Annotated in this window: 23 protein-coding genes; 10 read left to right on the forward strand and 13 right to left on the reverse strand. The window is 58.0% G+C overall.

Annotation, left to right across the window (positions count from 1 at the left end; all coding sequences use genetic code 11):
- The first annotated feature begins 25 nt into the window (after positions 1-25).
- The 6 genes from JN12_RS10155 to JN12_RS10180 all read left to right on the forward strand — a co-directional run bounded on the left by JN12_RS10155 (position 26) and on the right by JN12_RS10180 (position 5353).
- Entirely contained in the window at positions 26-844 is an 819-nt protein-coding gene (locus JN12_RS10155; protein WP_145022097.1) for a polysaccharide biosynthesis/export family protein, read from the forward strand.
- Between the two features lie 10 nt (positions 845-854).
- Complete coding sequence (locus JN12_RS10160) at positions 855-2105, forward strand: outer membrane beta-barrel protein (protein WP_170241894.1); 1251 nt, start codon at positions 855-857, stop codon at positions 2103-2105.
- A 9-nt stretch (positions 2106-2114) separates the two neighbouring features.
- Complete coding sequence (locus tag JN12_RS10165) at positions 2115-3677, forward strand: Wzz/FepE/Etk N-terminal domain-containing protein (RefSeq protein ID WP_145022101.1); 1563 nt, start codon at positions 2115-2117, stop codon at positions 3675-3677.
- 48 nt (positions 3678-3725) lie between these two features.
- Complete coding sequence (locus JN12_RS10170) at positions 3726-4592, forward strand: AAA family ATPase (protein ID WP_145022103.1); 867 nt, start codon at positions 3726-3728, stop codon at positions 4590-4592.
- A 235-nt stretch (positions 4593-4827) separates the two neighbouring features.
- A complete protein-coding gene (locus JN12_RS10175; RefSeq protein WP_145022106.1) occupies positions 4828-5010 on the forward strand; it encodes a hypothetical protein in 183 nt (60 codons plus the stop codon).
- 49 nt (positions 5011-5059) lie between these two features.
- Positions 5060-5353, forward strand: a complete 294-nt coding sequence (locus JN12_RS10180; RefSeq protein WP_145022108.1) for a hypothetical protein — start codon at positions 5060-5062, stop codon at positions 5351-5353.
- 129 nt (positions 5354-5482) lie between these two features.
- Here the strand turns inward: JN12_RS10180 and JN12_RS10185 are convergent, their stop codons facing one another.
- From JN12_RS10185 to JN12_RS10205, 6 genes are all read right to left on the reverse strand, one after another.
- A complete protein-coding gene (locus JN12_RS10185; protein ID WP_145022110.1) occupies positions 5483-7684 on the reverse strand; it encodes a S8 family serine peptidase in 2202 nt (733 codons plus the stop codon).
- Positions 7685-7915: 231 nt separating this feature from the next.
- On the reverse strand, positions 7916-9778 hold the full coding sequence (locus JN12_RS10190; protein WP_170241895.1) for a GGDEF domain-containing protein: 1863 nt from the start codon (positions 9776-9778) through the stop codon (positions 7916-7918).
- 4 nt (positions 9779-9782) lie between these two features.
- The gene (locus JN12_RS20475; RefSeq protein ID WP_170241896.1) at positions 9783-9938 is read right to left on the reverse strand and encodes a hypothetical protein; all 156 of its coding nucleotides are present in this window, start codon (positions 9936-9938) and stop codon (positions 9783-9785) included.
- Complete coding sequence (locus tag JN12_RS10195; protein ID WP_145022114.1) at positions 9935-10258, reverse strand: STAS domain-containing protein; 324 nt, start codon at positions 10256-10258, stop codon at positions 9935-9937. The genes JN12_RS20475 and JN12_RS10195 overlap by 4 nt, the downstream gene beginning before the upstream one ends.
- A 67-nt stretch (positions 10259-10325) precedes the next feature.
- The gene (locus tag JN12_RS10200) at positions 10326-11264 is read right to left on the reverse strand and encodes an ATP-binding protein (RefSeq protein WP_145022117.1); all 939 of its coding nucleotides are present in this window, start codon (positions 11262-11264) and stop codon (positions 10326-10328) included.
- Positions 11261-12490: a PP2C family protein-serine/threonine phosphatase gene (locus JN12_RS10205; protein ID WP_145022119.1), complete on the reverse strand. Its 1230-nt coding sequence runs from the start codon at positions 12488-12490 to the stop codon at positions 11261-11263. Before JN12_RS10205 ends, JN12_RS10200 begins: the two co-directional genes overlap by 4 nt.
- 212 nt (positions 12491-12702) lie before the next feature.
- Here JN12_RS10205 and JN12_RS10210 point away from each other — a divergent pair, with 212 nt between their 5' ends.
- Positions 12703-13218, forward strand: coding sequence for an OmpH family outer membrane protein (locus tag JN12_RS10210; protein ID WP_145022121.1), 516 nt, complete (start codon positions 12703-12705; stop codon positions 13216-13218).
- A gap of 14 nt (positions 13219-13232) precedes the next feature.
- On the opposite strand, the gene JN12_RS10215 is transcribed toward JN12_RS10210, so the two are convergent.
- Positions 13233-14189, reverse strand: coding sequence for a transposase (locus JN12_RS10215; RefSeq protein WP_246125830.1), 957 nt, complete (start codon positions 14187-14189; stop codon positions 13233-13235).
- Between the two features lie 120 nt (positions 14190-14309).
- Here JN12_RS10215 and JN12_RS10220 point away from each other — a divergent pair, with 120 nt between their 5' ends.
- From JN12_RS10220 to JN12_RS10230, 3 genes are all read left to right on the forward strand, one after another.
- Positions 14310-14444 (forward strand): OmpH family outer membrane protein, encoded by a 135-nt coding sequence (locus JN12_RS10220; protein ID WP_145022127.1) that lies wholly within the window; start codon positions 14310-14312, stop codon positions 14442-14444.
- Positions 14445-14866: 422 nt separating this feature from the next.
- Entirely contained in the window at positions 14867-15106 is a 240-nt protein-coding gene (locus tag JN12_RS10225) for a helix-turn-helix domain-containing protein (RefSeq protein WP_145022130.1), read from the forward strand.
- Positions 15103-16308 carry a type II toxin-antitoxin system HipA family toxin gene (locus JN12_RS10230; protein WP_145022132.1) on the forward strand — a complete coding sequence of 402 codons (1206 nt, stop codon included), beginning with the start codon at positions 15103-15105 and terminating at the stop codon, positions 16306-16308. Before JN12_RS10225 ends, JN12_RS10230 begins: the two co-directional genes overlap by 4 nt.
- Before the next feature lie 217 nt (positions 16309-16525).
- Here the strand turns inward: JN12_RS10230 and JN12_RS21205 are convergent, their stop codons facing one another.
- From JN12_RS21205 to JN12_RS10265, 6 genes are all read right to left on the reverse strand, one after another.
- Entirely contained in the window at positions 16526-16642 is a 117-nt protein-coding gene (locus tag JN12_RS21205; protein ID WP_407925383.1) for a transposase, read from the reverse strand.
- Between the two features lie 461 nt (positions 16643-17103).
- Entirely contained in the window at positions 17104-18666 is a 1563-nt protein-coding gene (locus JN12_RS10245) for a sulfate adenylyltransferase subunit 1 (RefSeq protein ID WP_145022135.1), read from the reverse strand.
- A 12-nt stretch (positions 18667-18678) separates the two neighbouring features.
- Entirely contained in the window at positions 18679-19785 is a 1107-nt protein-coding gene (gene mnmA / locus JN12_RS10250; protein ID WP_145022138.1) for a tRNA 2-thiouridine(34) synthase MnmA, read from the reverse strand.
- A 62-nt stretch (positions 19786-19847) separates the two neighbouring features.
- Complete coding sequence (cysD, locus tag JN12_RS10255) at positions 19848-20651, reverse strand: sulfate adenylyltransferase subunit CysD (RefSeq protein WP_145022141.1); 804 nt, start codon at positions 20649-20651, stop codon at positions 19848-19850.
- Positions 20652-20717: 66 nt separating this feature from the next.
- Positions 20718-21413 carry a phosphoadenylyl-sulfate reductase gene (locus JN12_RS10260; RefSeq protein ID WP_145022144.1) on the reverse strand — a complete coding sequence of 232 codons (696 nt, stop codon included), beginning with the start codon at positions 21411-21413 and terminating at the stop codon, positions 20718-20720.
- A 43-nt stretch (positions 21414-21456) separates the two neighbouring features.
- A complete protein-coding gene (locus tag JN12_RS10265; RefSeq protein WP_145022414.1) occupies positions 21457-22857 on the reverse strand; it encodes a DASS family sodium-coupled anion symporter in 1401 nt (466 codons plus the stop codon).
- Positions 22858-22943 lie beyond the last annotated feature (86 nt).

Here is a 22943-nt window from a genome sequence, read left to right on the forward strand (position 1 = left end):
TAACCTAAATCAGCAGGTGAAAGTTATGTTCAGCAAAGGTTTCCAGACCGTTCTTATCCTGGCCCTGGCACTGTTTACGGCAGCCGGGACGTACCACGATGCCGCGTTGGCCAAGGACAAGCCGGTTGTCGAGGCGGAAGAAAACGGGCAAGCAGTCGAGCAGAACGTCGATCAGGCCGCTGCCGACAACGCCTCGCCGGAAGTGGAGGCACCCGCTCCCGCAGCAAAAGAGGAGATTGAAACTGCTCCCGCAGCGCGGAAGGGGACGTTGTTCTGGGACAAGGTCCTGTCAGTCGTTGGTCTTCACGATGAAAAACCGTTCAAACCTGATCTGGTGGGAGGCGCACCATCAGGACCTGACCAGGACTACGTCATCGGTCCGGGTGACCAGCTCGGCATTACGGTCTGGCGGGACGATACACTGACCAAGACCGTTCTGGTCCTGCCCGACGGCAAGATTCAGTTTCCGCTGATCGGGGAGATAGTTGCTGCGGGCAAGACCGTTGCCAAGCTGAAGAAGGAACTGGAAGAAAAACTGACCGGTTACGTGGTGGATGCCGGTTTGACGGTGGAGGTCAGGCAGTCGAACAGTCTGTTCGTGTACCTGATCGGCAAGATCAACACTCCCGGGCGGCAGATGCTCCTGGCGAACACCAATGTCCTGCAGGCATTGGCCATGGCCGGCGGCCTCAATCCTTTTGCGGACAAGGACGACATCAGGATCTTTCGTCAGGAAGAGGGCAAGACCTTGATCTTTCCGTTCAGATATACACTGGTGTCGGCGGGAAGTAACCTTGAGGAGAATATCTGGCTCAAACGGGGCGACGTGATCGTTGTTCCGTAACGAAATGCCAATGATATCCTCCAGAAACGCAAACAGCCCAAGGGACGGCTCTGCCTCAGGTGGTAGTGCCGTCAGGTTGCTGGTGATTGCCGGCATCGTGCATCTGGCAGCGGGGCTGGCAGTTGCCAGGGCCGACGAGATCAAGGTGACGCCTGCGGTAACTGCCAGTGAAGAGTTCAATGATAACATCCTCTTCTCCACCATTGCCAGAAAGAGCGATGTTGTCACAACGCTTTCGCCGTCGCTGGAGCTGGCCGATAACTCGGCACGGCACAACCTGAGCATTCTTGGCGGCATCAACTGGTTGACGTATGCGAAGATGGCCAATCTCGACTCCGTCGATTACCAGTACCGCGGCCAGGCAGGATACCGGCTTTCACCGCTGACCGCTTTCAGCGCATCGGGGGCCTATGTCAGGAATTCCCGGCCGGATTCGATCAACCAGCTGACCATGCTTTCGTCCAGTTCCGGGAAAGACAGCTACAATTATGCGTTCAGCGCCAACCGGAAATTGGACGAGCTGACCAGCGCAACGATGTCCTATTCCTATGCCAGCGAAACGTATGACAATCCCGCTCTTTTGGGGAACAAGGTGCACACCGCCGGCATGGCGGTCAACAGGAACTTCGGGAATCTGCTTACCGGGGCGGCCAGTGCCGGTTACAGCCGAAATATCTATCGCGATTCGCAGAGCGACGACTACTCGCTCGGCATCGGCTCCAGCTGGCAGCAGAGCGAACATTTCTCCTGGAACGCCTCGGTCGGGGGGAGATTCACCCATTCATCATTCCTGGTGCTGCAACAGGCGACGTCAACGACAACCGAGGCGACCAACGACAACTGGGGGGTTACGGGCCTCCTCTCCCTTGCCTATACGGGAGAGAAAAACCGTGCGACGCTCTCCTTTGTCCGGGACTTTACGGCTGCCTCCGGCCAGATCGGGGCCACGGAGCGGACCCAGGTGGGACTCACGCTGGGAAGACAGTTCCTGGAGAAGTTTGCGGGCCAGGCAGCTATTACTTACACCATCAACAGTTCGCCGGGCGGCCAGTTTTCGGCCCAAGGGGCTGAAGACAAGGCGATTCGTTGCAGCGCAGACCTGGATTACGAGATATCCCGGCATTTCAGCATGGGACTGCGCTACGCCTTTTATCGGATCGACTACAGTCCGAGCAACCAGAGCGCGGTGCAAAACATGGTGCTGATGCAGGCCAATTGGAAATACCCGGTTGACAGGTTCGCATTCATAGAAAACAAGTGAGGCCGATTCATGGAGCAGGAAATCAAGAATTTTCAGGACATCGTCACCATCGTCAAGCGACGGAAGTTGAGTCTCGCGGTCCCTCTGCTGGCTGTCTTTCTGCTGGCCGTTTTGATCGTGGCCCTCTTGCCGCCGAAATACCGCTCATCCTCCACGATCCTGATCGAGGAGCAGGAGGTGCCGCGTGAGTATGTTTCGGCCAACATCACCACCTTTGCGGACCAGCGGCTGCAGTCCATCAATCAGCAGATCATGGGGTCGACCAGGCTGCTGGAGATCATCAACCGTTTCAACCTCTATGCTGACCTGAAGGCGACCAAGACAACGGAAGAGATTATTGCCAAGTTGCGCAAGGACATCAAGTTCAATACCATCAGCGCCGATGTCATCGACCCCCGAACCGGTCGGCCCGCCCAGGCCACCATCGCCTTCACCGTTTCCTACGAAGGGAAAAATCCTACCGTGGTCCAGCAGGTGGCAAACGAGCTGGCTTCGCTTTATCTGGGCGAGAATATCAAGGTCCGGGAAAAGCAGTCCCTTGGCACCACGCGCTTCATGGAAGAGGAGATGAAGAGCGTTCAGGCGGAACTGGCCAAGGTCGATGGCCGGATTGCCGAATACAAGCAACGTAACCTGAATACCCTTCCGGAGCTCTCGCAACTGAACCTGCAGATGTTTGACAACGTTGACCGGGATCTCAGGCAGCAGAATGAACAGCTGCGCGCACTGCGTGAGAAGGAGAGCTACCTGCAGTCGCAGATAAGTGTCATTCCCACCGATGCCGCCAATCAGGACAAGACCAGGCTGAACGAACTGCGGATACGGCTGGTGGACCTGAAGAGCCGTTTTTCCGATAAGCACCCCGACGTCATCAAGACCAAGGCCGAACTGGCCGAACTCTCCAAACAGCTGCGCTCTGCCGGTCGGGACGTCCCGGAGGCCAAGCCGGACAACCCTTCGTATATCAATCTCGATTCCCAGTTGGCCGGTACCCGTTCGGATATAGAGTCGGTCCGGCGCCAGATCGCTGATTTGACCCAAAAACGGGACAACTACCGCCGACGGATCGAGTCGAGTCCGCGGGTCGAGGAGGGGTACAAGACCCTGGTGGTGGAGCGGAGCAACCTGCAGGCCAAGTATGAAGATCTGACCAAGAAGTTCATGGAATCCCGCGTTGCCCATGGCCTGGAAAAGGAGCAGATGGGCGAGCGCTTCACGCTGATCGACGCGGCCCGGCTGCCGGAAAAACCGATCAGCCCGAATGTCCCGGCAATCCTCCTGATCGGCCTGGTGCTCGGCATCGGCTCGGGTATCGGGGTGGCCGCGCTAAAGGAAAACGGCGATCATGCCGTCTATTCGCTCGACTCTCTGGCCAAGGCGACCAGGTTGCCGGTACTCGGCGCCATTCCCGAGATCGTTACTCCCGACGACCTTGCCAAATGCAAGGCGCGACGACGCCTTGCATTAGTAGGAGCCACCGTCTCCAGCGTGCTTATGATCGGGCTCTTTCACTTTCTGGTCATGGATTTGAACGTTTTCTTGGCCAAGGTGTTGCGCCGTCTGGCCATCTGACGCTATCAAAAACTTGACCTGCCAGTCTTACGCGGAGGATTTTTGCATATGGCAAACATTGAGCGATTGTCGCAATTGAGGAAGAAGATTCAGAAAAATCCAGTTGCGGTACCCGACGAGCAGTCCCTTGATGAGACGCTGGTCGCAACCGAAAGTACATGCGTACCGTCGGTCGAGCAGGAGGAGCAGCCTGCTGTCGATCGGGAGAAGCTGGGATGGTTTTCGCCCAAATATTCCGTTTCACGGTCCGTCACCCTTTCTCCTGAGGTGGTTACGGCCAACCGGGGGGTGGTCTTTGCCGGTGAAGGGATGACCCTCGATGCCTATAAGATCCTGCGTACCCAGATTCTCCAGAGGATTCAGCAGGACGGCGGCAATTCACTCATGGTGACCAGTGCCGTCCAGGGCGAGGGGAAGACGACGACGGCAATCAACCTGGCGTTTGTGCTGGCCAAGGAGTTCCAGCAGACGGTTCTCCTCGTCGACTGCGATCTGCAACAGCAGCAGATCCACAAGCGTCTGGGCTACAGCAGCGATCGGGGGCTGATCGATTACCTCCTGGACGACCGGCCGGTCACGGAGTTGATCACCTGGCCGGGGATCGAAAAGATCACGATCATCTCGGGAGGGAGAACCATCAAGGAGAGCAGCGAACTGCTCGGTTCCCCACGTATGAAGGAGCTGATCGAGGATATGAAGGCCAGGTATCCCGGGCGGTTCGTCATCTTCGACGTGCAGCCGATCACCACCGGTGCCGATGCCCTGGTGTTCGCCCCGCTGGTCGACCATGTGCTCATGGTGGTGGCCGAGGGGAAAACGTCGATACAGGATGTCAAGCGGGCGGCGGGGATGCTCCCAGACGACAAGCTGCTCGGGCTCCTGTTGAACAGGCACGGAGTGGGAAAGGTGGGATAACCTTTCCATTGCCTGACGTTGCAGTCAAAGCCCACATCGGTCAACTGATGTGGGCTTTTTGGCATGTAAATTTATGGAACTTTTACCTCTCTGTAGCTTGATCTTCATAATCTGGAGTTACAATGTCCCCGAAATGAGATGTTAGTCGCAGGCGTAATGTGTTACCGCGCTTTTCCTGAAAGTTTTTTGTCCGACCTGTTGTTCTGAGTGCGGAGTGACCAACGAGGAGGAAGAGATGACCTGTCCAAAATGCAAGGCGCGCATCGGCATCTTCAAGCAGGAGTTGACGGTGGACACCGGTCCTGCCTTTGGCATCAACTGTTTCATCTGCGGATACTGGGTCCATCAGGGGGTTCATCTGAACCAACTGCCGATAAGGCCGGAAACGAAACCCCTGATACCACGGCGAGCTGCCTAGATTTACCATCACATCGAACGGTGCTGAAGAGAGTATGATTCTTGATCAGATGTTGACCATACTTGTGTCGGATTGGCGAAATAGAGAAAAGAGTTCCCATGAAACGATTCCCCTGGCTGACGTTGTGCGCCTACTCGGTAGCGATTGGCAAGGGATAACCGATAAAACCGCAACGGTTGAGATTGTTGACCTGATACACAACTTCCTGGCCGATACCGGAAGACTGCGTGAGGCGACAAAAACGGCACACCAGTTTGAGACCAGGGAAGAACTGCTGCTGGAGGCCACCCTGATGGGGGTGATACAGGATTGGAAAGCTGCCGGTTGTTCCCGTTACGGGTGATGTTCCGGCGAATCCACAGCTGCTATTGAAAACCTCTGGATAGACGTGTTGAAAAGCGAAGATTTGACCATCAATTCAAGACGTCCAGCATTTTGCACAATAATTCTACACAACCACTGGGTGACATTGTCAGGCAGTACCGATTTCCCCTCTCCGTAACCCAATTCCCATCAATATGGCAAAACCGGCAAGGATTCCCCATACGGACAACGCCGGTACTGCCGGGCTGCCGGCAGCCAGGACGGTGACCGTCACGCTGGCGCTGTTGTTCGTTGCCACAGGGTCAGGCGTATCGGCTGCCGCATTTGCCGTAAAGGTGAGAGACCCGGCCGCTCCAGGGCTGATGGCAATCTGGACACTGCTGCTTGCGTTGGCGGCCAGCGTTCCCATTGAGCACGAAACCTTGCCGGTGGAGACGGTGCAGCCGGGTGTGGCGGAAACAAAGCTGGACCCGGCCGGGATCGGGGCCGATATCAACAGGTTGACGGCTGCGGAAGGGCCGGCGTTGCTGACGGTGACACTGTAGGTCAGGGTGCTGCCGGCTACCGGTGCGCTCTTGTCGACGGTCATGGCAACGGCGAGATCGGCCTGCAGCGCCAGGTTCCAGTTGAGCGTGATGCTTCCGGCAGCTCCGTTGAAGCCGTCGACCGCAATGAGGTAGTCGTTGCCCGCCAGGGCCGTGAAGGTGAGACCACTGGTGTTGCCGGGGCTGCCGTCGTTGTCGTTGGCGGCAATCTGGGTCAGACCGGTGACGATGGTCCCGGTGTACACCGCGAGGAGCGTGTCGAAGCCGCTGCCATGGGTATTGAATGATCCCTTTCCGGAGGTCGACGGAGTCCAATGCCACCAGACCGACCTGCCGCCGGCATTGCCGGCGTGAAGCGGTTCACCTTGCTCTTTGGTGGCATTAAGGTTCGTGGCAACGACTTGACCGGCGTCGCCGGATAAGAGGGCGCGATTGGCAAACATGTCGTTGAACGGCGGACCGATGGCTGCCAGCAGGTTGAGACGCGGCTTGGTGATGCCGTTGCGGTTGTCCGTGACGGATATCCCGCTGGAGGTGAGTCGGGCGACGGTCTGGTCCAGCGTCTCCCCGGGGAAGGCAGCACGCACTACGGCAACCGCTCCGGCCACGTGTGGAGAGGCCTGAGAGGTTCCGGCCATCTGGATGCCCGCTGCCGTGATAAAGGCGCCCGGCGCAAGCATGGTCAGAAAAGATGCACTGTTGGAAAAGCAGGGGATCATGTCCGGGCCGGAGGAACTGTCGGTGCAGTTAGCGCTCCAGGTGTACGGGCCCCCCCAATTGGCATCGTAGACCGCTCCCACCGAGACCACGCCGGGGGTGCAGGCCGGGCTGCCCATGCCGGCAGTAAATCCCGAGTTCCCGGACGATGCCACCGGTATGATGCCGGCAGCCATGGCGTTGTTGATGGGGGTGACGAATGGGTTGGTGCCTTTGTTGCCGCAGGCCGAACTGTTGTTCGAGCCGTCGCCAAGACTCATATTGATGGCGGCAATGCCGAAGGCTGCTTTGTTTTGTATGGCCCAGTCGATACCGGCGATGACCCAGCTGGTTGATGAAGCACCGGCGGAGAAGGCGTTTATCGCCGCTATCCGTGTGCCCGTGGCAACGCCGGCAACGATGCCGGCCACGTTGGTACCGTGACCCGTAGGATCGGTATTCAGGGTGACGCCGTTACCGGTGACATCGACAGAGGCTGCCACGCGACAGCTGGCTGGGACACCCGGGGCGGTGCATGAGCCGAAGGCGGGCAGCGTATAATTGATGCCGGTGTCGATGACGGCCACGGTGGTGTTGCTGCCGGTCATCCCGATACCGGCGACAGCCGGTTGGTTGATGAACGGCAGGCTGTAGGTCAGGTGAGGGTAGATGGACCTGTTTGCGTACACGGCCGTGACTTCCGGCTTGGCAAGGAATGCCTCAAGGGTGGCCTTTGAGCGGAATCGCTTCACTGCCATTGGCAGGTGTGCGTACTCCTCGACGGTTTCACCGTCGCCGGGTACCATGCCGGCCTCGACCTGCTGTTTGATCTGCCGGTAGCGACCGGCCTTGAAGGCGAGAAGGGCCTCGTCGTCGTAGTGAATCCCGGTCTGACTGCGGCGTTGCTGCGCTTCCCGTTCGATATCGTCGTCATCGAAGAGGACAATGACGTCCAGGGTAACGCCTGCCGCCAATTGCCCTGCAATCTCTGCCGGTACCTTCTTGTACGCGGTTTCGGCATGACTGTTGATTGGCCATGCCAGCGTGACGGCTATCAGCAATGGCACCGTCAGCGCTTGTCTTTTCCCGCCGAATACTGACTGGATCATGATCCCTCCCGGAAAACCGTTGAACCCGCACGCAGATGAGCCTACGGCTGGTCTGCACGGGCTTTCCGGGTCCACGGTAAGGGGCGGCAAAGTACCCTCTGCTGTTGTATGCAGATGCGTCGAACGTTGGGCAGAGTCTACACCATGACCGTTGCCGTCATGTTACGGTATGCTGAAGATTTGAAAAAATCATGTCGGGATGGCCTGTGGTTGCTCCTGCCAAAGGCTGTTTCAACGCAACCTGCGCTGGTCGCGGCAGATTGAAGAGCCGGTCTGCCTTTTTGCGGCTCTCTTGACCTCGCAGGCAATGGAGGCAAGCTGGGGGTAGGAATCAATGTTGCAGACCTCGGTGCTGACTATGGCGATCGACAGAGAGAGGAGCGGGAACCACTCGATCTGCCCGCGCCGGTTCGGGGCGAGGAAGTGGCCAGCCGCGTGGTCGTCGGGGCCGTGGAGAGCAGGAATGAGAGCGGAAAAATCGGCGATGATCTGTTCGGCGACCGTCAGTGAGTTTGCCGGCCTGGTGATAACGATGAAGTCGTCGCCTCCGATATGGCCGGCGAAGTTGAACGGGTTCCGGTGGAGTGCCAGGGTACCGGAGATGATCCCTGCCAGGGCGCTGATGACATTGTCCCCCTTTTCGAAGCTGTAATGGTCGTTGAATGGTTTGAAGTGGTCGATGTCGATGTAGAGGACATCGAAGAGCATGTTCTGGGCGAGGCGCCGGTTGATCTCCCGCTGGATGGCGTTGTTACCCGGCAGTCCCGACAGTGGATTGAAATCCTTTGCCAGGAGCACGTTCTGTTCGGTCAGGGCATCAAGCAGCAGATTGATGGCGATTATTCCCCGATAGCGGCCATTCTTAAGCACAACCAGGTTGGCGGTATGGGCGATGTCGGATTTGGTGTTGATCTTTTTGGATGCCTCCTCGATGGTGCAGTTTGCCTCGAAGAGCAGGATGTTCTGTTCCATCACCTCGCCGATCCGCTTCTTGGAGTTCATTGAGAATCCGTAGCCGTGGGAACCGATGATATGGTTTTCGAGGAATCTGCTGCGGTTGAGGATGCCCACAACCCGCTCCTCCTCCACAACCGGTAGTGACATGAGTCCCGGTTGGTCCAGAAATCTGCGGAAGGCGGTGACAACCTGGTCGCCGGCTCGTACCGGCTCGACATGCGCGACGATATCGCCGATAAAGAGACGCTCGCCTTGGGATACGACAAGGTTTACCTCCGGTCCGGAAAGGCTGGCCAAAGCGGTTGCCGGCGAATCGTTCAGAGATGGGGCGGGCCTGCCGAGCAGGAATCCCTGGACGAGGTCGATCCCCATGTTGCTGACGACCGCAAGTTCTTCGCGGCGTTCGATCCCTTCGGCTACGATCTTGATTCCGATCCGATTGCAGGCGGTGGCGATGGCCTCCACCAGGTTGGCATGGATGAGCGATCGGTCGATATTCGCGATGAAGTGCCGGTCGATCTTCACGAAATCGGGTTCGACCGTTGACAGCATCTTCAGCCCGGCATAACCGGCGCCAAAATCATCGACGGCAATCTTGAACCCCTGCCGCCGGTAGTTGTCCAGCGAACTCCGGAAGAGGGCATAGTTGGAAATCACGCTCTCCTCGGTTATCTCCAGGATGACCCGTTCACTGGAGACCCCCATCCCTCTTATCAGTTCCGTAAAGATCCGGCAGGGGAAGGCCGGATCCATGAAGGTTTCAGGGCAGATATTGATGAACAGATGCCAGTTGTGATCGAGGAACCGGGTTTCGGCCAGGCAGCAAAGGGCGGTCTCCAGGCAGAGTTTGTCCAGAGCGTTCAGGCAACCCGTGGTGTTGGCCGTCCTGAACAGCTCGCCGATGTCCAAAAATGGTGAGGGACCTTTTTGTCTGGCCAGGGCTTCGTAGCCGAAGACCGCCCCGCCTTTTGCGGCATAGATGGGTTGAAAGTGAGAGGTCAGCCGCTTGTTCCGGATCAGCTCATCGAGTGCGCTCAGTACGGCCAGGTCGGGATTTGTACCGCTGTCGGTGTTCCATGCCTCTGGGCCTGTGGCGTTTGTTTCGAATCCCCATCTCGCGCGCAATTGATTGGCCATCTGTTCAGATTTCATCCCCATCGAGGAGCCGCGCCAACTGCTCACCGTAAATCTGAACATTGGCTTCCCGATAGGAGTCCCGTATCGCCCGGAATTTGCCGATCTGGTGGTCCAGTCGCGTGAAGTTCAGCAGGGATATTTCGTAGCCGAACAGTTTCATGCCGGGTCCTTTTCATCCTGGCTTGCCAGGAGAAACACCCCGGTCATTTTGAACAGCATGACATTGACAGGGGTGAGGGCCTTAATGCGGATCTCCGCCCCACGCTCGTCCCGAATCTGCTTGAAGCAACGGAGTAGCAGGGCGATCCCCATGGAGTTGATCCGTCCGACGTTTTGAAAATTGCATTTGACCAACGATGACGAGACCTTGCCCGGAAGCTCGCCGAGCAGCACGTCGGCCTTTGCGTCAATGATGCCGGAAAAAGTGAAGTCATCGTGCCCGGGAAAACTTCTGTGAACGACGTTGAACATGTTGCTCATGGCTGTACTCCTGTGAAGCGGTATCTATCGCTTGCGGGAAAGGGGTAAAGCGACTGTTTGCACCGCCTCAGGTGAGAGAAAGATTGAGTCGGCAGGGTGGTTGGATGAAGAAGTGAAACCCCTTTGGCAGGTCGGTAACCAGGGATGCCGACCGTCTGAGCTGTCCGCCGATTACGGTTTCCAGTCCGGGCCTGATATTCACGTGGAAATGATCCAGAAACCGCCAGATGATGAACAGCCCCCTACCGTGCGGTTGGTCGAGCGGTACCGTGCCATCCTGATGCTGGGCCAGGAAAGCCAGGGCATCTTCCGGGAAGAAACTGCCCTGGCGGTCGACGACCTGCAGTGCCAGGGATTCGCCGTCGAAACCGGCCCTGAGGGTGATATCCGTCTCCTGCCGCTCACCCTTGGGTTCCGTATCAGAGACGAGGAAGGCATTCTCCAGCATCTCGTCAGCCAGCAGCACCGCCCGTTGGCGAAGCAGATCCAGGTCCTCGGCCTGACCGGCAAGCAGGGCCTCGATACGTTTCAGTGCCGCCTCTTTTTTGTAAGGGGAGACGTTGGCAACTTCAATGACCTGGGTGGCCGGTTTCAGGTAGGATGCCAGTTCCCATGGTTTCCTGCTGAGTAGTGTGCAAAGTGCTCTAAAAGCCTGGTCAGGTTCCCGTGCCGGGTCGGTGACGGCTAGGTGTCTGACCCTGTCATTCATGAGCGGTCGAACCGGGAGTTGGTGTTCATGCGCCGAGGCCATAACAACCACATCCAGATCCGGCATCACAAGTCGCAGTTCCCTGACCAGATCGACGGCAGGTGATGGGTAGATCTTGCCGGAGACCAGGGCCAGAACCGGCTGGGGGGAGAGGGTTGCCAGAGAGCGCAGCCCGGTGTGAATTCCCTTGCCGATCATGAGGTTTATCCGCGCAGGGAGAGCTTTCAGGAGCTGAGACCAGGTTGCATGGTCAGCCTGATCGTGAAAGAGTGCCAGAATTGCCGGTGTTGAGTTCATGAATTCCCTCCTGTGCTGGTTTTTTCTGTTTCGGCAGGAACACTCACACGGCGGGCAACCACCATGGTGACGTCGTCCTCGAACCGTTCCCGGCCGGAGTAGTTGCGGATGCCGGCCAAGACGCCGTCAACCATCTCCCGTGGCGGATGCTGCATCAGGCTGAGGATGCATCCTTCCAGCCTGTCGTAACCGAACTCCTCTTCACCATTGCCGCACTCGCTGATCCCGTCGCTGTAGCAGATGAAGGTATCACCCGGTTCAAAGCATACCGTGCATTCCTGGTAGATTCCGCCGGCATCGAACCCCAGCGGAAAACCGATCGCATCCTGGAGCATTTCCAGACTGTTGCCACGTTGCCGATGCAGGTAGGGGAAATTGTGACCCGCATTGGCAAAGCGGATATGTCCCCGGTCGCAGTCGATGATTGCGACCAGACAGGTCATCAGGAGACTTTGCCGGGCAGCGGCAAGGATCGCTTCGTTCATGGCGGCAAGCAATTTTCCCGGCGTTGTCACCCCCTGGCCGATAAGGGTGTTCAGGCTCGCCTTTGCCGCGGTGGTGACCATTCCCGCCTGGACGCCATGGCCGCTCACATCGGCAATAACCAACCCGAGGCGGTGACTGTCGACGACAAAATAGTCGTAATAGTCGCCACCCACTTCCGTCGAATTGACCAGTGCCGCAGCCAGTTCGACACCGGGAAAACCGAAATCGGCAGGGGGGAGCAGCGCGTGCTGGATGCAGGCCGCTTTTGCCACCTCCTCCCTGATGCGGGAACTCAATTCTTCCAGCCTGGTCAAGAGGCGCATCTGGTCATGGGAAATGCTCATCATCAGGTCTGATACCGTCACGATGCCGAGACACCCACTCTCTTCGATTACCGGGAAACAGTCCGTTTCCAGGGCCGGGTCAACCTCCAGCAGGAGTGTCAGGGCCTGGTGAATATCCACCTGCGCGCCCATGCTGAATGGTTTTTCTTCCAATAGTTCGCGGATCGGGAGTCGGTTGAACAGCTCCAGTGCATAAGGGCGACTCAGGGAACGGAAAAAATGGGTCTTCCGGACGAGACCGATCAGGTGATCGTTCTCCATTACCGGAAGCGCCATGAGCCCCTGGTCCCGGTTGAAAAGGAGGACCACCTCCTGTACCAGAAGGTTCGGGCCGGTAACCGATGCCGGTCGCATGATGTCGATGAGTCTCGGCGTTTCTTGGATAGTCGGTCCCATGGCGTAGCCTCTCACGTTCGTTAATGAGTATCGACAATGGATGTTTCGCTGATGTTGCGGTTGGGCAAATTCTGGGTGAAAAATCTCACGGGGCGGGAGCGGACACGAAATATTGACATAATCGTAACTTGCCCAGCCATGGGGAATTGGCTTAGGATCCGACAATGCTGCTGCAAGCAGCACTTCACTTCAGAATGCGTTAGGAGATTGAAATGATGAATAGATTCATTAGTGCACTGATTTTCTTGTCTGTCGTGACTGCAGGTCAGGCACAGGCCTCGACACCGCTGAAGATAGGCGTTGTCGATCTCCAGCGTGCCGTGTCGGAAAGCAAGGAAGGAATCGCCGCCCGTGCCGACCTCTTGAAAAAGACGGAACAGTTCAATGCAGAGTTGAAGGTCCTGTTGGCCGACTTCGAAAAGATGCGAGCAGAGTTTGACAAGGACTCTGCCAAGTTGTCTGCTGACGAGCGAGCCGAGAAGGAAAAGCTCCTGCAGAAAAAGGGGCGCGAGTTCCAGAGCCGTCAGCGGGAGGCCCAGGAAGAACTGAAGCAGATCGAGGCAGACTACCTGAAAAAACTGCTCGCCAGACTCGGCACTCTCATGACCAAGCTTGGGAGCGAAGGCAACTACTCCGTGGTCCTGGATCGTGCTGCCGGTGTTTACTACTTTGGCAAGGAGGTTGACGTTACCGCGCAACTGGTGCAGCGGGCTGACGATGAGTTGTAGGGCCTAAGGGGACGTTACTGCTTTAACGCTCTCAGCCACCACTCCTTGCACTCTTCTCGCGACGCAAACAGCTCCTCGCCACGCCTCGCCGCACGGCTCACCGACGAGCTTCCCATACCAAGAATGGTTCCGACTTGTGCGCCGGAATAACCAAGTTCCCTGACAGCCAGATAACAGAACAACTCACGTGCTTCCGAGTTCCGATTCCGACGGCCACGTCGGACCATAGCCGTTACCGGTACTAAGCAATAGTCACTAATCATTGCCTGCAAAGAGGAAAGGTCGATAGTACGGGACAGCTTGCCGCTCAGTCTCGGCTCCTCCCGTAAAGACGTCACGAATTCGCTGTCACCCAAAATACGCTCGTCATAATCACCAATGGTAGTTGCTGTACTTTCCAGCAGTTGGCTGCGCCGCAAACCGCCGCCAGTCAATTCTGGTCGTTTCCCCATTGCAGCGCCATCTGCCACAAACTGCAGGTAGGCCTGTCGGGCACCCTTGACCCTTTTGCCAAACAGCTCCAACACTTCATCGATTGCTTGACCGGCCAGAACCTTGCCCCCCAGCAATACCCCATGACCACTCCACGGATAAACGGCCAACTCGTCAAGGTCCTTCACCAGACCGGCTCGCAATGGGTTTAGATGAATATAGCGGATCAATTCTAGCAAGTACGGTTCTTCTTCACAGACAATAGACTTGTAACGATTCTGGAACAGATGTCCACTGCGGAAGTGACGCCGGTTGAATGTTACGGCATAACCGGTCAGCAGACTCCGCATGAATCGCGAAAGATCAGCATGATTGCAGCGAAGCAACAAATGGAAATGATTGGGGATAAGTGCCCAGGCAAAGCAGTCGGTGCCGGTTTTCACCAGCAGGCTACTCAAGCGCTCTACAAAGCGACTTCGATCATCATCGTCCAGAAAAATATCGGAGCGTTCAATCCCCCTGACGATGACGTGCTGCAAAAGGCCCGGGATGTCGATTCGAGCTTGTCGTGGCATGGAGGCAAAGTAGCAAAAAAAGTTTCATAAAGCAATAAAGCAGCTACGTCCCCCAAGCCCGCACTTGCCAGACTCGGCACTCTCATGACCAAGCTTGGGAGCGAAGGCAACTACTCCGTGGTCCTGGATCGTGCTGCCGGTGTTTACTACTTTGGCAAGGAGGTTGACGTTACCGCGCAACTGGTGCAGCGGGCTGACGAGGAGTTGGGCAGGCACTAGTGGCCTACGGGGACGGCCTAAGGGGACGTTGCTGCTTTACTGCTACAAATTCTACAGATTCTGAGCGTATCGGCTTTTGAAAAAAACTGAACTAAACCAGCTACTTACGTTTTGTGATTACGAAAGCAAAATTACTCAAAAACCTAACCAGTTTAATTTGTTCTAAAATTATTCCGGACACTAATGGTGCTGAGCAGCAATTTGAACAATTACCCTCTTTGGCCCCACATTTTCTCCCACTTGCATCTGTTGTATCCGTTATTGTTTCCGTTATCAGAATAATGCTTTTAAAAAAAACAACAAGATAGCAACGGTATTGTTGGGGCGATGAAGTACATGGCGTAAACTGTCACGAGCAAACTGTTTTGTATATAATGCAAATTATTGTTGAAGGGATAAATTGTTTCGTATAGAATGCAATTATGCTATTCGAGATCGGTGAAAAGATACGCAATGAACGCAAGCGCCGGAAGATCTCCCAGGAAAAGATGGCAAATGACCTGGAGATGAGCCGCACAACGATCAGCCAGATCGAATCGGGAACGGTCCAGGAGATCGGTGTCCGCAAGTTGATCAGAATGCTGGAATACCTCGATCTTGAACTCAGGGTGAGACCGGCAGGTGTGCCGCCGACTTTAGATGAATTGAGGGATGAGAAATGAGTGCCCAGCCACTGGCTGTATGGGCTGCTGATTTTCGGGCTGGTCTCCTGGATCGGACTCCGGACGACCGCCACCAGTATGTGTTTGCGTATGATCAATCTGTAGCGTCACCGGATGTCCAGGTGTCGCTTACCATGCCGGTACGCCTGGAGAGCTGGTTGAGCCGTGATCTCCACCCGATATTCCAGATGAACCTTCCGGAAGGTGCCTTGCTTGAGGCTATCCGTCGTGCCATTGCCAAGCTCGCCGGTGAAGACGATTTGACCATTCTTCGCGTTACCGGCGGCAACCAGATCGGTCGCAACCGCTTTTCCCTGCCAGGGGACAGTGCTCCCGGCGTTGTGGAAACTACTGAATCGCTGGATGACTTGTTGTCATACCCGGACACTGAGGAGCTGTTTCATGATCTGGTTGCGAAGTATGCCCTCCGTTCCGGCGTCTCCGGCGTACAGCCGAAGGTCATGCTGGATGCGACCGAACGGGGAACCGCCGCCGTTGGCGGGTATATCGTGAAATCCTGGAGAGCCGATTATCCGCAACTGGCGGCAAATGAGTTCTTTTGTATGACCGTTGCCAAGCGAGCCGGTCTGCCGGTGCCGGAATTCCATCTTTCCGGGAATGGCGGGCTGTTCGTGATGAAACGGTTCGATCTGGACGCCGAAGGATATTCTCAGGGCTTTGAGGATATGTGCTCCCTGCAGGCCCTTGGCACCACCCAGAAATACGGCAGCACCTACGAACGGGTGGCGCGAACCATCAAGGATTACGTATCAGGAGAGTTCCTGCAAGCTGCCCGCGAGCAATTTTTCGCATCGCTTGTACTTTCCTGCATGATTAGAAATGGCGATGCCCATCTGAAGAATTTTGGTGTGCTGTATGAGCGGCCCGGCCAACCGGTCCGTCTGGCGCCGGTGTATGATATGGTGACCACGGTGGCGTACATCCCCAAGGATGTTCCTGCGCTCTCCCTGACAGGTACCAAGAAGTGGTGGCCGCGAAAGGTTCTTGAGAAATTTGCGGTATCACATCTGGCACTGCCGGTAGGGAAGATCGGGCAGATCTTTGAAGAGATTGCGGATGGAGTTAACGATACGCAGGTTATGGTGTCTGCATATGTGGAGGAGCACCCGGAGTTTCATGACGTGGGAAGCCGGATGCTGGCCGCCTGGAATGAAGGCGTGAAGGCTACCTTGTCAGCTTGACTTCATCACCATGAAGTGAAAAGACTTTTCTTTGAGCATTAATCTCCAGCTCCAGTACCATGGTGCGCACGGTATCGGCTCGCGAACTTCGCCGATCATTTGCTTACAAGATTCGTCCATGCATACCACCGGATAATCGGGATTATACGGCAGGGGATAGATCTCCAGAACATCCTCCATCGCAGCTACAAATTAGGTTTGTACGAAATATTATGTGTTACGTGGTACTGGTGACCTCTTCTGGCCGTTTAAACCGCTGTGGACGGAAAAGTTCCAGGGCAAAGGTGGTGGCAACAACCGTCCCGACGCCGGGTACTGACTGCAAACATGCCATGCTCGCTGCCAGTTCTTCTGACTTTGCCAGCGGAGTTCAACCCTGCGCAGCTCTTCCTGGTCAAACGTCAGCTCGCGCAGGTAACTTTCCAGCGTCAAGTGTGCAGCCGGATCTACGGGCAGGGCACGGAGGATGGCGTCAACTCCATTTTGCCAATGCCCCAGTTCCTTTGACTCATCGATACCGAGGAAAAGGATAAGCCCTTTGATCCGCTGCTTGCAGCGCCTGACGCATCGCCCAGCATATGACGGCGGCGCAGCAGAGCCCGTCGTGCTTCTTCTTGGAGCGAGGGAATGGCAATGGATTTGAGCATCCCCTCACCTCTCTCGTAGGTCGGTTCATTGCTTATACACCAGCCTCAAAAATCGGCACCACTTCACCCGGCAGATGAAGAAAGGAACGGCCCCACCCGGAGAAGGGGAGGGGCCGCGTTTGATGGGAAGAACTGTAACTGCTGCCGGCTACAGGCTGCCGTTCAGATCCGCTGCCGAAAGCGTCGTCGGGGTCGGACTCCTGAAGAGGATCAGGTTGACCCGGTCCTTGTTGCGGCTGAAGGTGAAATTCAGGTGGTGCTCGTAGGCCATGAGGGCCACCGGCTCGATCTGCCCCGGATCGCGCAGCTTGAACAGGACCCGGTTTCCCTGGCCAAGGTACTCCAGAAAGGTGACGGAAACGTCGAATTCGATGTTTCCCCGTTCGCCGGTCAGGTCGACGAAGCTCCCCTCGTCGCCGATGATGAAGGTATCGTTGAGGCTGATCCGCTGCGAGGCCGTACCGGTGCCGTCGGCAAAGCTGCGGATGATGCCGCCGCCGCCGATCTGGGTGCCGTCCTCGATGACGAAACGCCCCAGACGGACGTTCTCGCTGTACAGGTCGGCGCCGATCTCGTACTTCAGCGAGAGAAGGACGTTGCCGACCTCGGTGGCCATGAGTTCGGGGGCGTGACGCTCGGTGACCTCCAGGGTCGACGAGTCGAGCCGCTCCTCGATAGCCAGCACGGTGGCCTGAACCTCTGCCGTGGCCAGCTTGAGGGTATAGGTTTTGCCGGCCTTGAACGGCTGGTCCGCCAGCCAGAAGATGCTGGCCCTGAGCTCCTTCGTCCTGACCGGAGCATTGCGGCGGTGGGCGATGACCTCGCCTCGCTCGACAAACAGCTCGTCCTCGGTGGTGACGCCGATGCAGGCCCCGGCACCGGCCGCTGCCAGATCGGGCTGCTGCCACTGCTCAACGCTCTTGATCCGGGTGATCTTGCCCGAGGGGAGGAAGATTACCTCGTCCCCCTTGCGTATCTCTCCGGTCTCCACCCGGCCGGCGTAGATCCTTTTGCCGTCCCACTTGTACACGTCCTGCACCGGCAGCCTTAAGGGGAGGGTGGTGTCGCCGCGCACGTTCTGGAAGGTGTCCAGCGCCTCCAGGACGGTCGGGCCGGTGTACCACGGGGTCCCGCCGTGGCGCGCTGCCATGTTCTCCCCTTCGCGGGCCGAGATCGGGATGACGTAGGAGGGGATGATGTCCACCGAGTGGAGGAAAGCGCGGATATCGTTCTCCACTTCCCGGAAGACTTTCTGGTCGTAGCCGACCATGTCCAGCTTGTTGATGGTCACCACCACCTGGCGGATACCGAGCAGCGACAGGACGTAGGCGTGGCGCTTGGTCTGCTCCCGCACCCCTTCCACGCCGTCCACCAGCAGGATGGCGGCATCGGCCGACGAGGCGCCGGTGATCATGTTCTTCAGGAACTGCTTGTGGCCCGGGGCATCGATGATGACGTAGGAGCGCTGTTCGGTCTTGAAGAAGGTGGACGCAGTATCGATGGTGATGTTCTGGTCCCTCTCCTCCTCCAGGGCGTCCATCAGGTAGGCGAATTCGAATTCCCTCCCTTGGGCGCGGCAGGTGGCCTCGATCTCCAGGTAGCGGCTCTCCGGGATGCTCCCGGTGTCGAAGAACAGCCGGCCGATGAGGGTCGATTTGCCGTGGTCCACATGGCCGACAATGACTATTTTCAGCGTTTCAGAGTTCTGCATCCGTTATCTCCCTTAGTTTTCCGTTCCTGACTCGATCAAGCCGCCACCCAGTACCGTATCGTTGTCGTAGAAGACCACCGACTGGCCGGGGGTCACCGACTTCACCGGTTCCGGAAAGTCGACCTGTACCCGATCGTTGTCCAGCACCCTCACCGTGCAGGGAACCGGTTCCTGGCGGTAGCGGATCTTGCACGTTGCCGCGAATTCCGCTGCAGGTGGCGGCTGTTGCCAGTTGACGCTGCCGGCGGTCAGCAAGTCGCTGTACAGTTCTTCCTCGAAGCCGACCGTGACCGTGCCGCTGGCCGGGTCGGTAGCCAGCACGTACAGCGGCCGGGGGGCGGCGATGCCGAGCCCGCGACGCTGGCCGATGGTGTACCGGTGAGTGCCGCTGTGTCGGCCGAGGACTTTTCCCTGGCGATCAACGATGGTGCCGGAAAGGTGGGCGGTCTCGCTCCGTTTCTCGATGAACGCCACGTAATCGTTGTTATCGACGAAACAGATCTCCTGGCTTTCGGCCTTCTTCGCCACCGGCAGCTGGTACTCGTCGGCAATCTTCCGCACCTCCGGCTTGGTGAGGGTTCCGAGCGGGAAGATGGCTGCCTGCAGCACCTCCTGGGAGAGGCGGTAGAGGAAGTAGGACTGGTCCTTTTTCCGGTCATCGGCCTTTTTCAGCCGCATGAGCCCGTCATCGCCGCACTCCAGGCGGACATAGTGGCCGGTGGCCAGGTAGTCGGCGCCCAATTCGCGCGCCTTGTCCAGGAGGATGCCGAACTTGATCCGCTCGTTGCAGACGATGCAGGGGTTGGGGGTGAGACCGTGCAGATACTCGGCCACGAACCGGTCCACTACCTCGCTCCTGAACAGTTCCTCCAGGTCCAGGACATGAAAGTCGATCCCGAGCCGGGCCGCGACCCGGGCCGCATCCATGGCGTCCTCCAGGGTGCAGCAGGGGCGAAACTCCTCCTCGGCGGCCGCCTCCTGGCGCCCCTTGTCCCAGAGCTGCATGGTGACGCCGATGACGTCGTGCCCCTGTGACTTCAGAAGCGCTGCAGTGACCGAGGAGTCGACCCCGCCGCTCATGGCGACGACTATTTTTTTGGGTGCGCTTGTTTGTGTCATAAATTCATCGTAGGGGCGATCCTTGTGATCGCCCGAGAGGCGGGCAAACACAAGGTTTGCCCCTACATGTACCCTTTTGCCCTCAGCTTCTGCATGGCATACGCATTCTCCTGATCCTGGGCGCGGCCGGCCCGTTCCGGGACCTTGATGATCTTCAGCTCCTCGATGATCTCATCCACCGTCACTGCCGTGGAATCGATCGGTTTGGTGCAGGGCATGCAGCCCAGGCTGCGGAACCGCTTGCCGTCCTTGGCGAAGTAGAGGGGGCAGATCTCGAAACCTTCCCGCTTGATGTATTCCCAGATGTTCAGCTCGGTCCAGTGGAGGATTGGGTGGACCCGGATGTGGGTGCCCGGCGCAAAAGTCGTGTTGAACTGGTCCCACAGCTCGGGTGGCTGGTCCTTGTAGGCCCATTCGAAGTTCTTGTCCCTGGGGGAAAAGACCCGCTCCTTGGCCCGGCTCCCTTCTTCGTCGCGGCGGATGCCGAGGAATAGGCCGTGGAAGTCGTTCTTTTCTATGACCTGGGTCAGCCCCTCGGTCTTCAGCTTTTCGCAGCAGACGAGCCGTCCCTGTTCCGGCCCCATGCCGCAGGCGATTGCCTCTTCATTGCGGCCGACGATCAGGTCGGCACCCCATTCCTTGGCCATCCGGTCCCGGTATTCGATCATCTCCGGGTACTTGTAGGTGGTGTCGATATGCACCAGGGGGAAGGGGAGCTTGCCGAAAAAGGCCTTCCGCGCCAGGTGGATCATGGTGGTCGAGTCCTTGCCGATGGAGTAGAGCATGGCAAGGTTTTCGAACTTGCGGTATGCCTCACGGAAGATGTAGATCGACTGGGCTTCCAGTTCGTCGAGATGGTCGTACATATGGATTCTCCTTCGTCGAATCGGTGAGGAGTGAGGTGTGAGCTCTTCACTCCTCACTTCGCCGCGTTAGCGACGGTGCAGGCCGCATTCCTTTTGTTCCGGATTCTCCCACCACCACCGGCCGGCCCTGGGGTGTTCGCCGGGGGCAACCGGGCGGGTACAGGGGGCACAGCCGATGGAGGGATACCCCTGGGCGTGGAGCCGGTTGGTGGGTACCCTGTGCTGTGTAGCATACTCCCAGACCTGTTCCGTTGTCCACTCCAGGAGCGGGTTGATCTTGAGGATGCCACCGTTTGCCGTGTCGATCTCGATGGGGGGCAGGCCGGTTCTCGTCACGCTCTGGTCCCGGCGCTGCCCGGTAATCCACCCCGCCAACCCCTTCAGCGCCCGACCGAGCGGCTCCACCTTGCGGATGTGGCAGCATTCGTGGCGGTTGTCCAGCGACTCGCGGAAGGAGTACGGCCCCTTCTTGCGCAGGAGCTCCTCCACTGCCTCGTGGCGCGGGAAGAACCATTCGACCCGGAGCCGGTACCGCTCGGCGAGGGCATCGGCAACCTCGTAGGTTTCCTCGTTGAGCCGACCGGTGTCCAGGGCGAAGATGCCGAAGGAGAGCCCGGCCTTTGATGCCATGTCGATGATCACCATGTCTTCCACGGAAAAGGAGCAGGCGAGTTTTACCGGACCATTGGCGGCCTCGATGCCGAGGCGGAGGATCTCCCGGGGGGTCGCGGTTGATGGTATTTCTGGAAGAGTTGCTGTCATGTCAGGACCTTTCCATCTTTCTTGCAGTACGTATGTTTCAGTGTCAGATCTTCAGCCCGAGGAGCGGCCAGACGAACAGCACCGAGCCGAGGAACAAGAGCCACGAGATGACCATGATGATGCTGCCGGCGACGATGATGTCCCTGCTCTTCAGGTAGCCGGAGGCGTACGATATGGCCGTTGCCGGGGTCCCCATGGGGAGGCAGTAGGCAAGTCCTGCCGGTAGCGCGATGGCGAGGGTCATCACCTTCGGGTCCAACCCCGTTGCCTTGCAAAGTCCCATGCCGATCGGCATGAGGATCGCCACCACCGCTGCATGGCTGATGCACTCGGTGAGGACCATGGAGACGAGGGAGATGACCCCGATGGCCACCAAGGGGGAGTGGGAGAAGAACCCCATCCCCTTCTTCACGATCCAGATTGCGGCGCCGGTCTTCTCCAGGGCGCTCGCCAGGGCGATGGAGCCGCCGTACATCAGCACGATACCCCAGTTCACGTACTCCTCGATCTTTTCCCAGGTAACGACCCGGAAGGTGAACAGCTCAGCTGCCCCGAGAATGGCGATGGCTGCCAGGCCAGCTTTCTCTCCCAGGAGTATCCAGCAGACAATGGTCGCCACCATCACCGCTGCCGTCACCATCTCGTCGTACCCCATTTTGCCCGTCTCGATCCTTTTCCGGTTCAGGAACCTCAACCCCTCGTCCACGCTCGCCACATCGGGGGGGAAGAACCGCACCAGGAGCAGGAAGCCGATGAAGAGGAGCGGAATGACGATCATGCAGGCGGCAAAGGTCCACTCCAGGAACCCGAAGGTGAGGCCGGTGTTTTCCTTGAGCATGCCGGCGGCCAGCGGAGCCCGTGCCCCGCCGAGGAAGGTGGCGATTCCGCCGATGATGCACCCCCACGCGATGGACATGAAGAGGAGCTTGCCGTAGCTGCTCGTTCCCTTTTCCAGCCTGAGGGAGGAGGCGATCTCCGCCACCACCGGGAACATCATGGCTGCCACCGCATGTTCGCTCATGACGAACGACAGGAGCGCCGACAGGAGGAAGACCGTGGCCGCGAGCCGCGTCGGCGTACTGCCGAACCGCGCCAGCATGGCCCTGGCAAGCCGGGCCGAAATGCCGGTGCCGGTCATGGCCGCGGCCAGGATGAAGGCGCCGAGGATGAAGAAAACTGCCTCGTTGCCGAACATGGCGTAGGTCTTCTTGGCATCCATGATCCCGAGAAGCGGCAGCATCACCATGGAGAGGAGGGCGGTCACCGCGATGGGAAGCAGCCCTGACACCCAGAGGAAGATCGTTGCGCCGAACAGGACCAGCGCCTGGTACCCCGACCGGGACAGCCCTTCCGGCGGCGTGAGATGGAACAGTACTGCGCAGAGCAGGACCAGCCCGATCAGTACCTGGTATCTCACCGTCCGGTCCAGGACAATGAGCCACATGGGACGGTTGTCGATCTTCAATGGCTTGTCAAAGAGCCGGGCAGGTGCCGTTTCTGCCGCGTCGGTATGCTGACGTTCACGTTTCA

Source organism: Geobacter argillaceus (assembly GCF_007830735.1).
GTDB lineage: Bacteria > Desulfobacterota > Desulfuromonadia > Geobacterales > DSM-12255 > Geomobilibacter > Geomobilibacter argillaceus.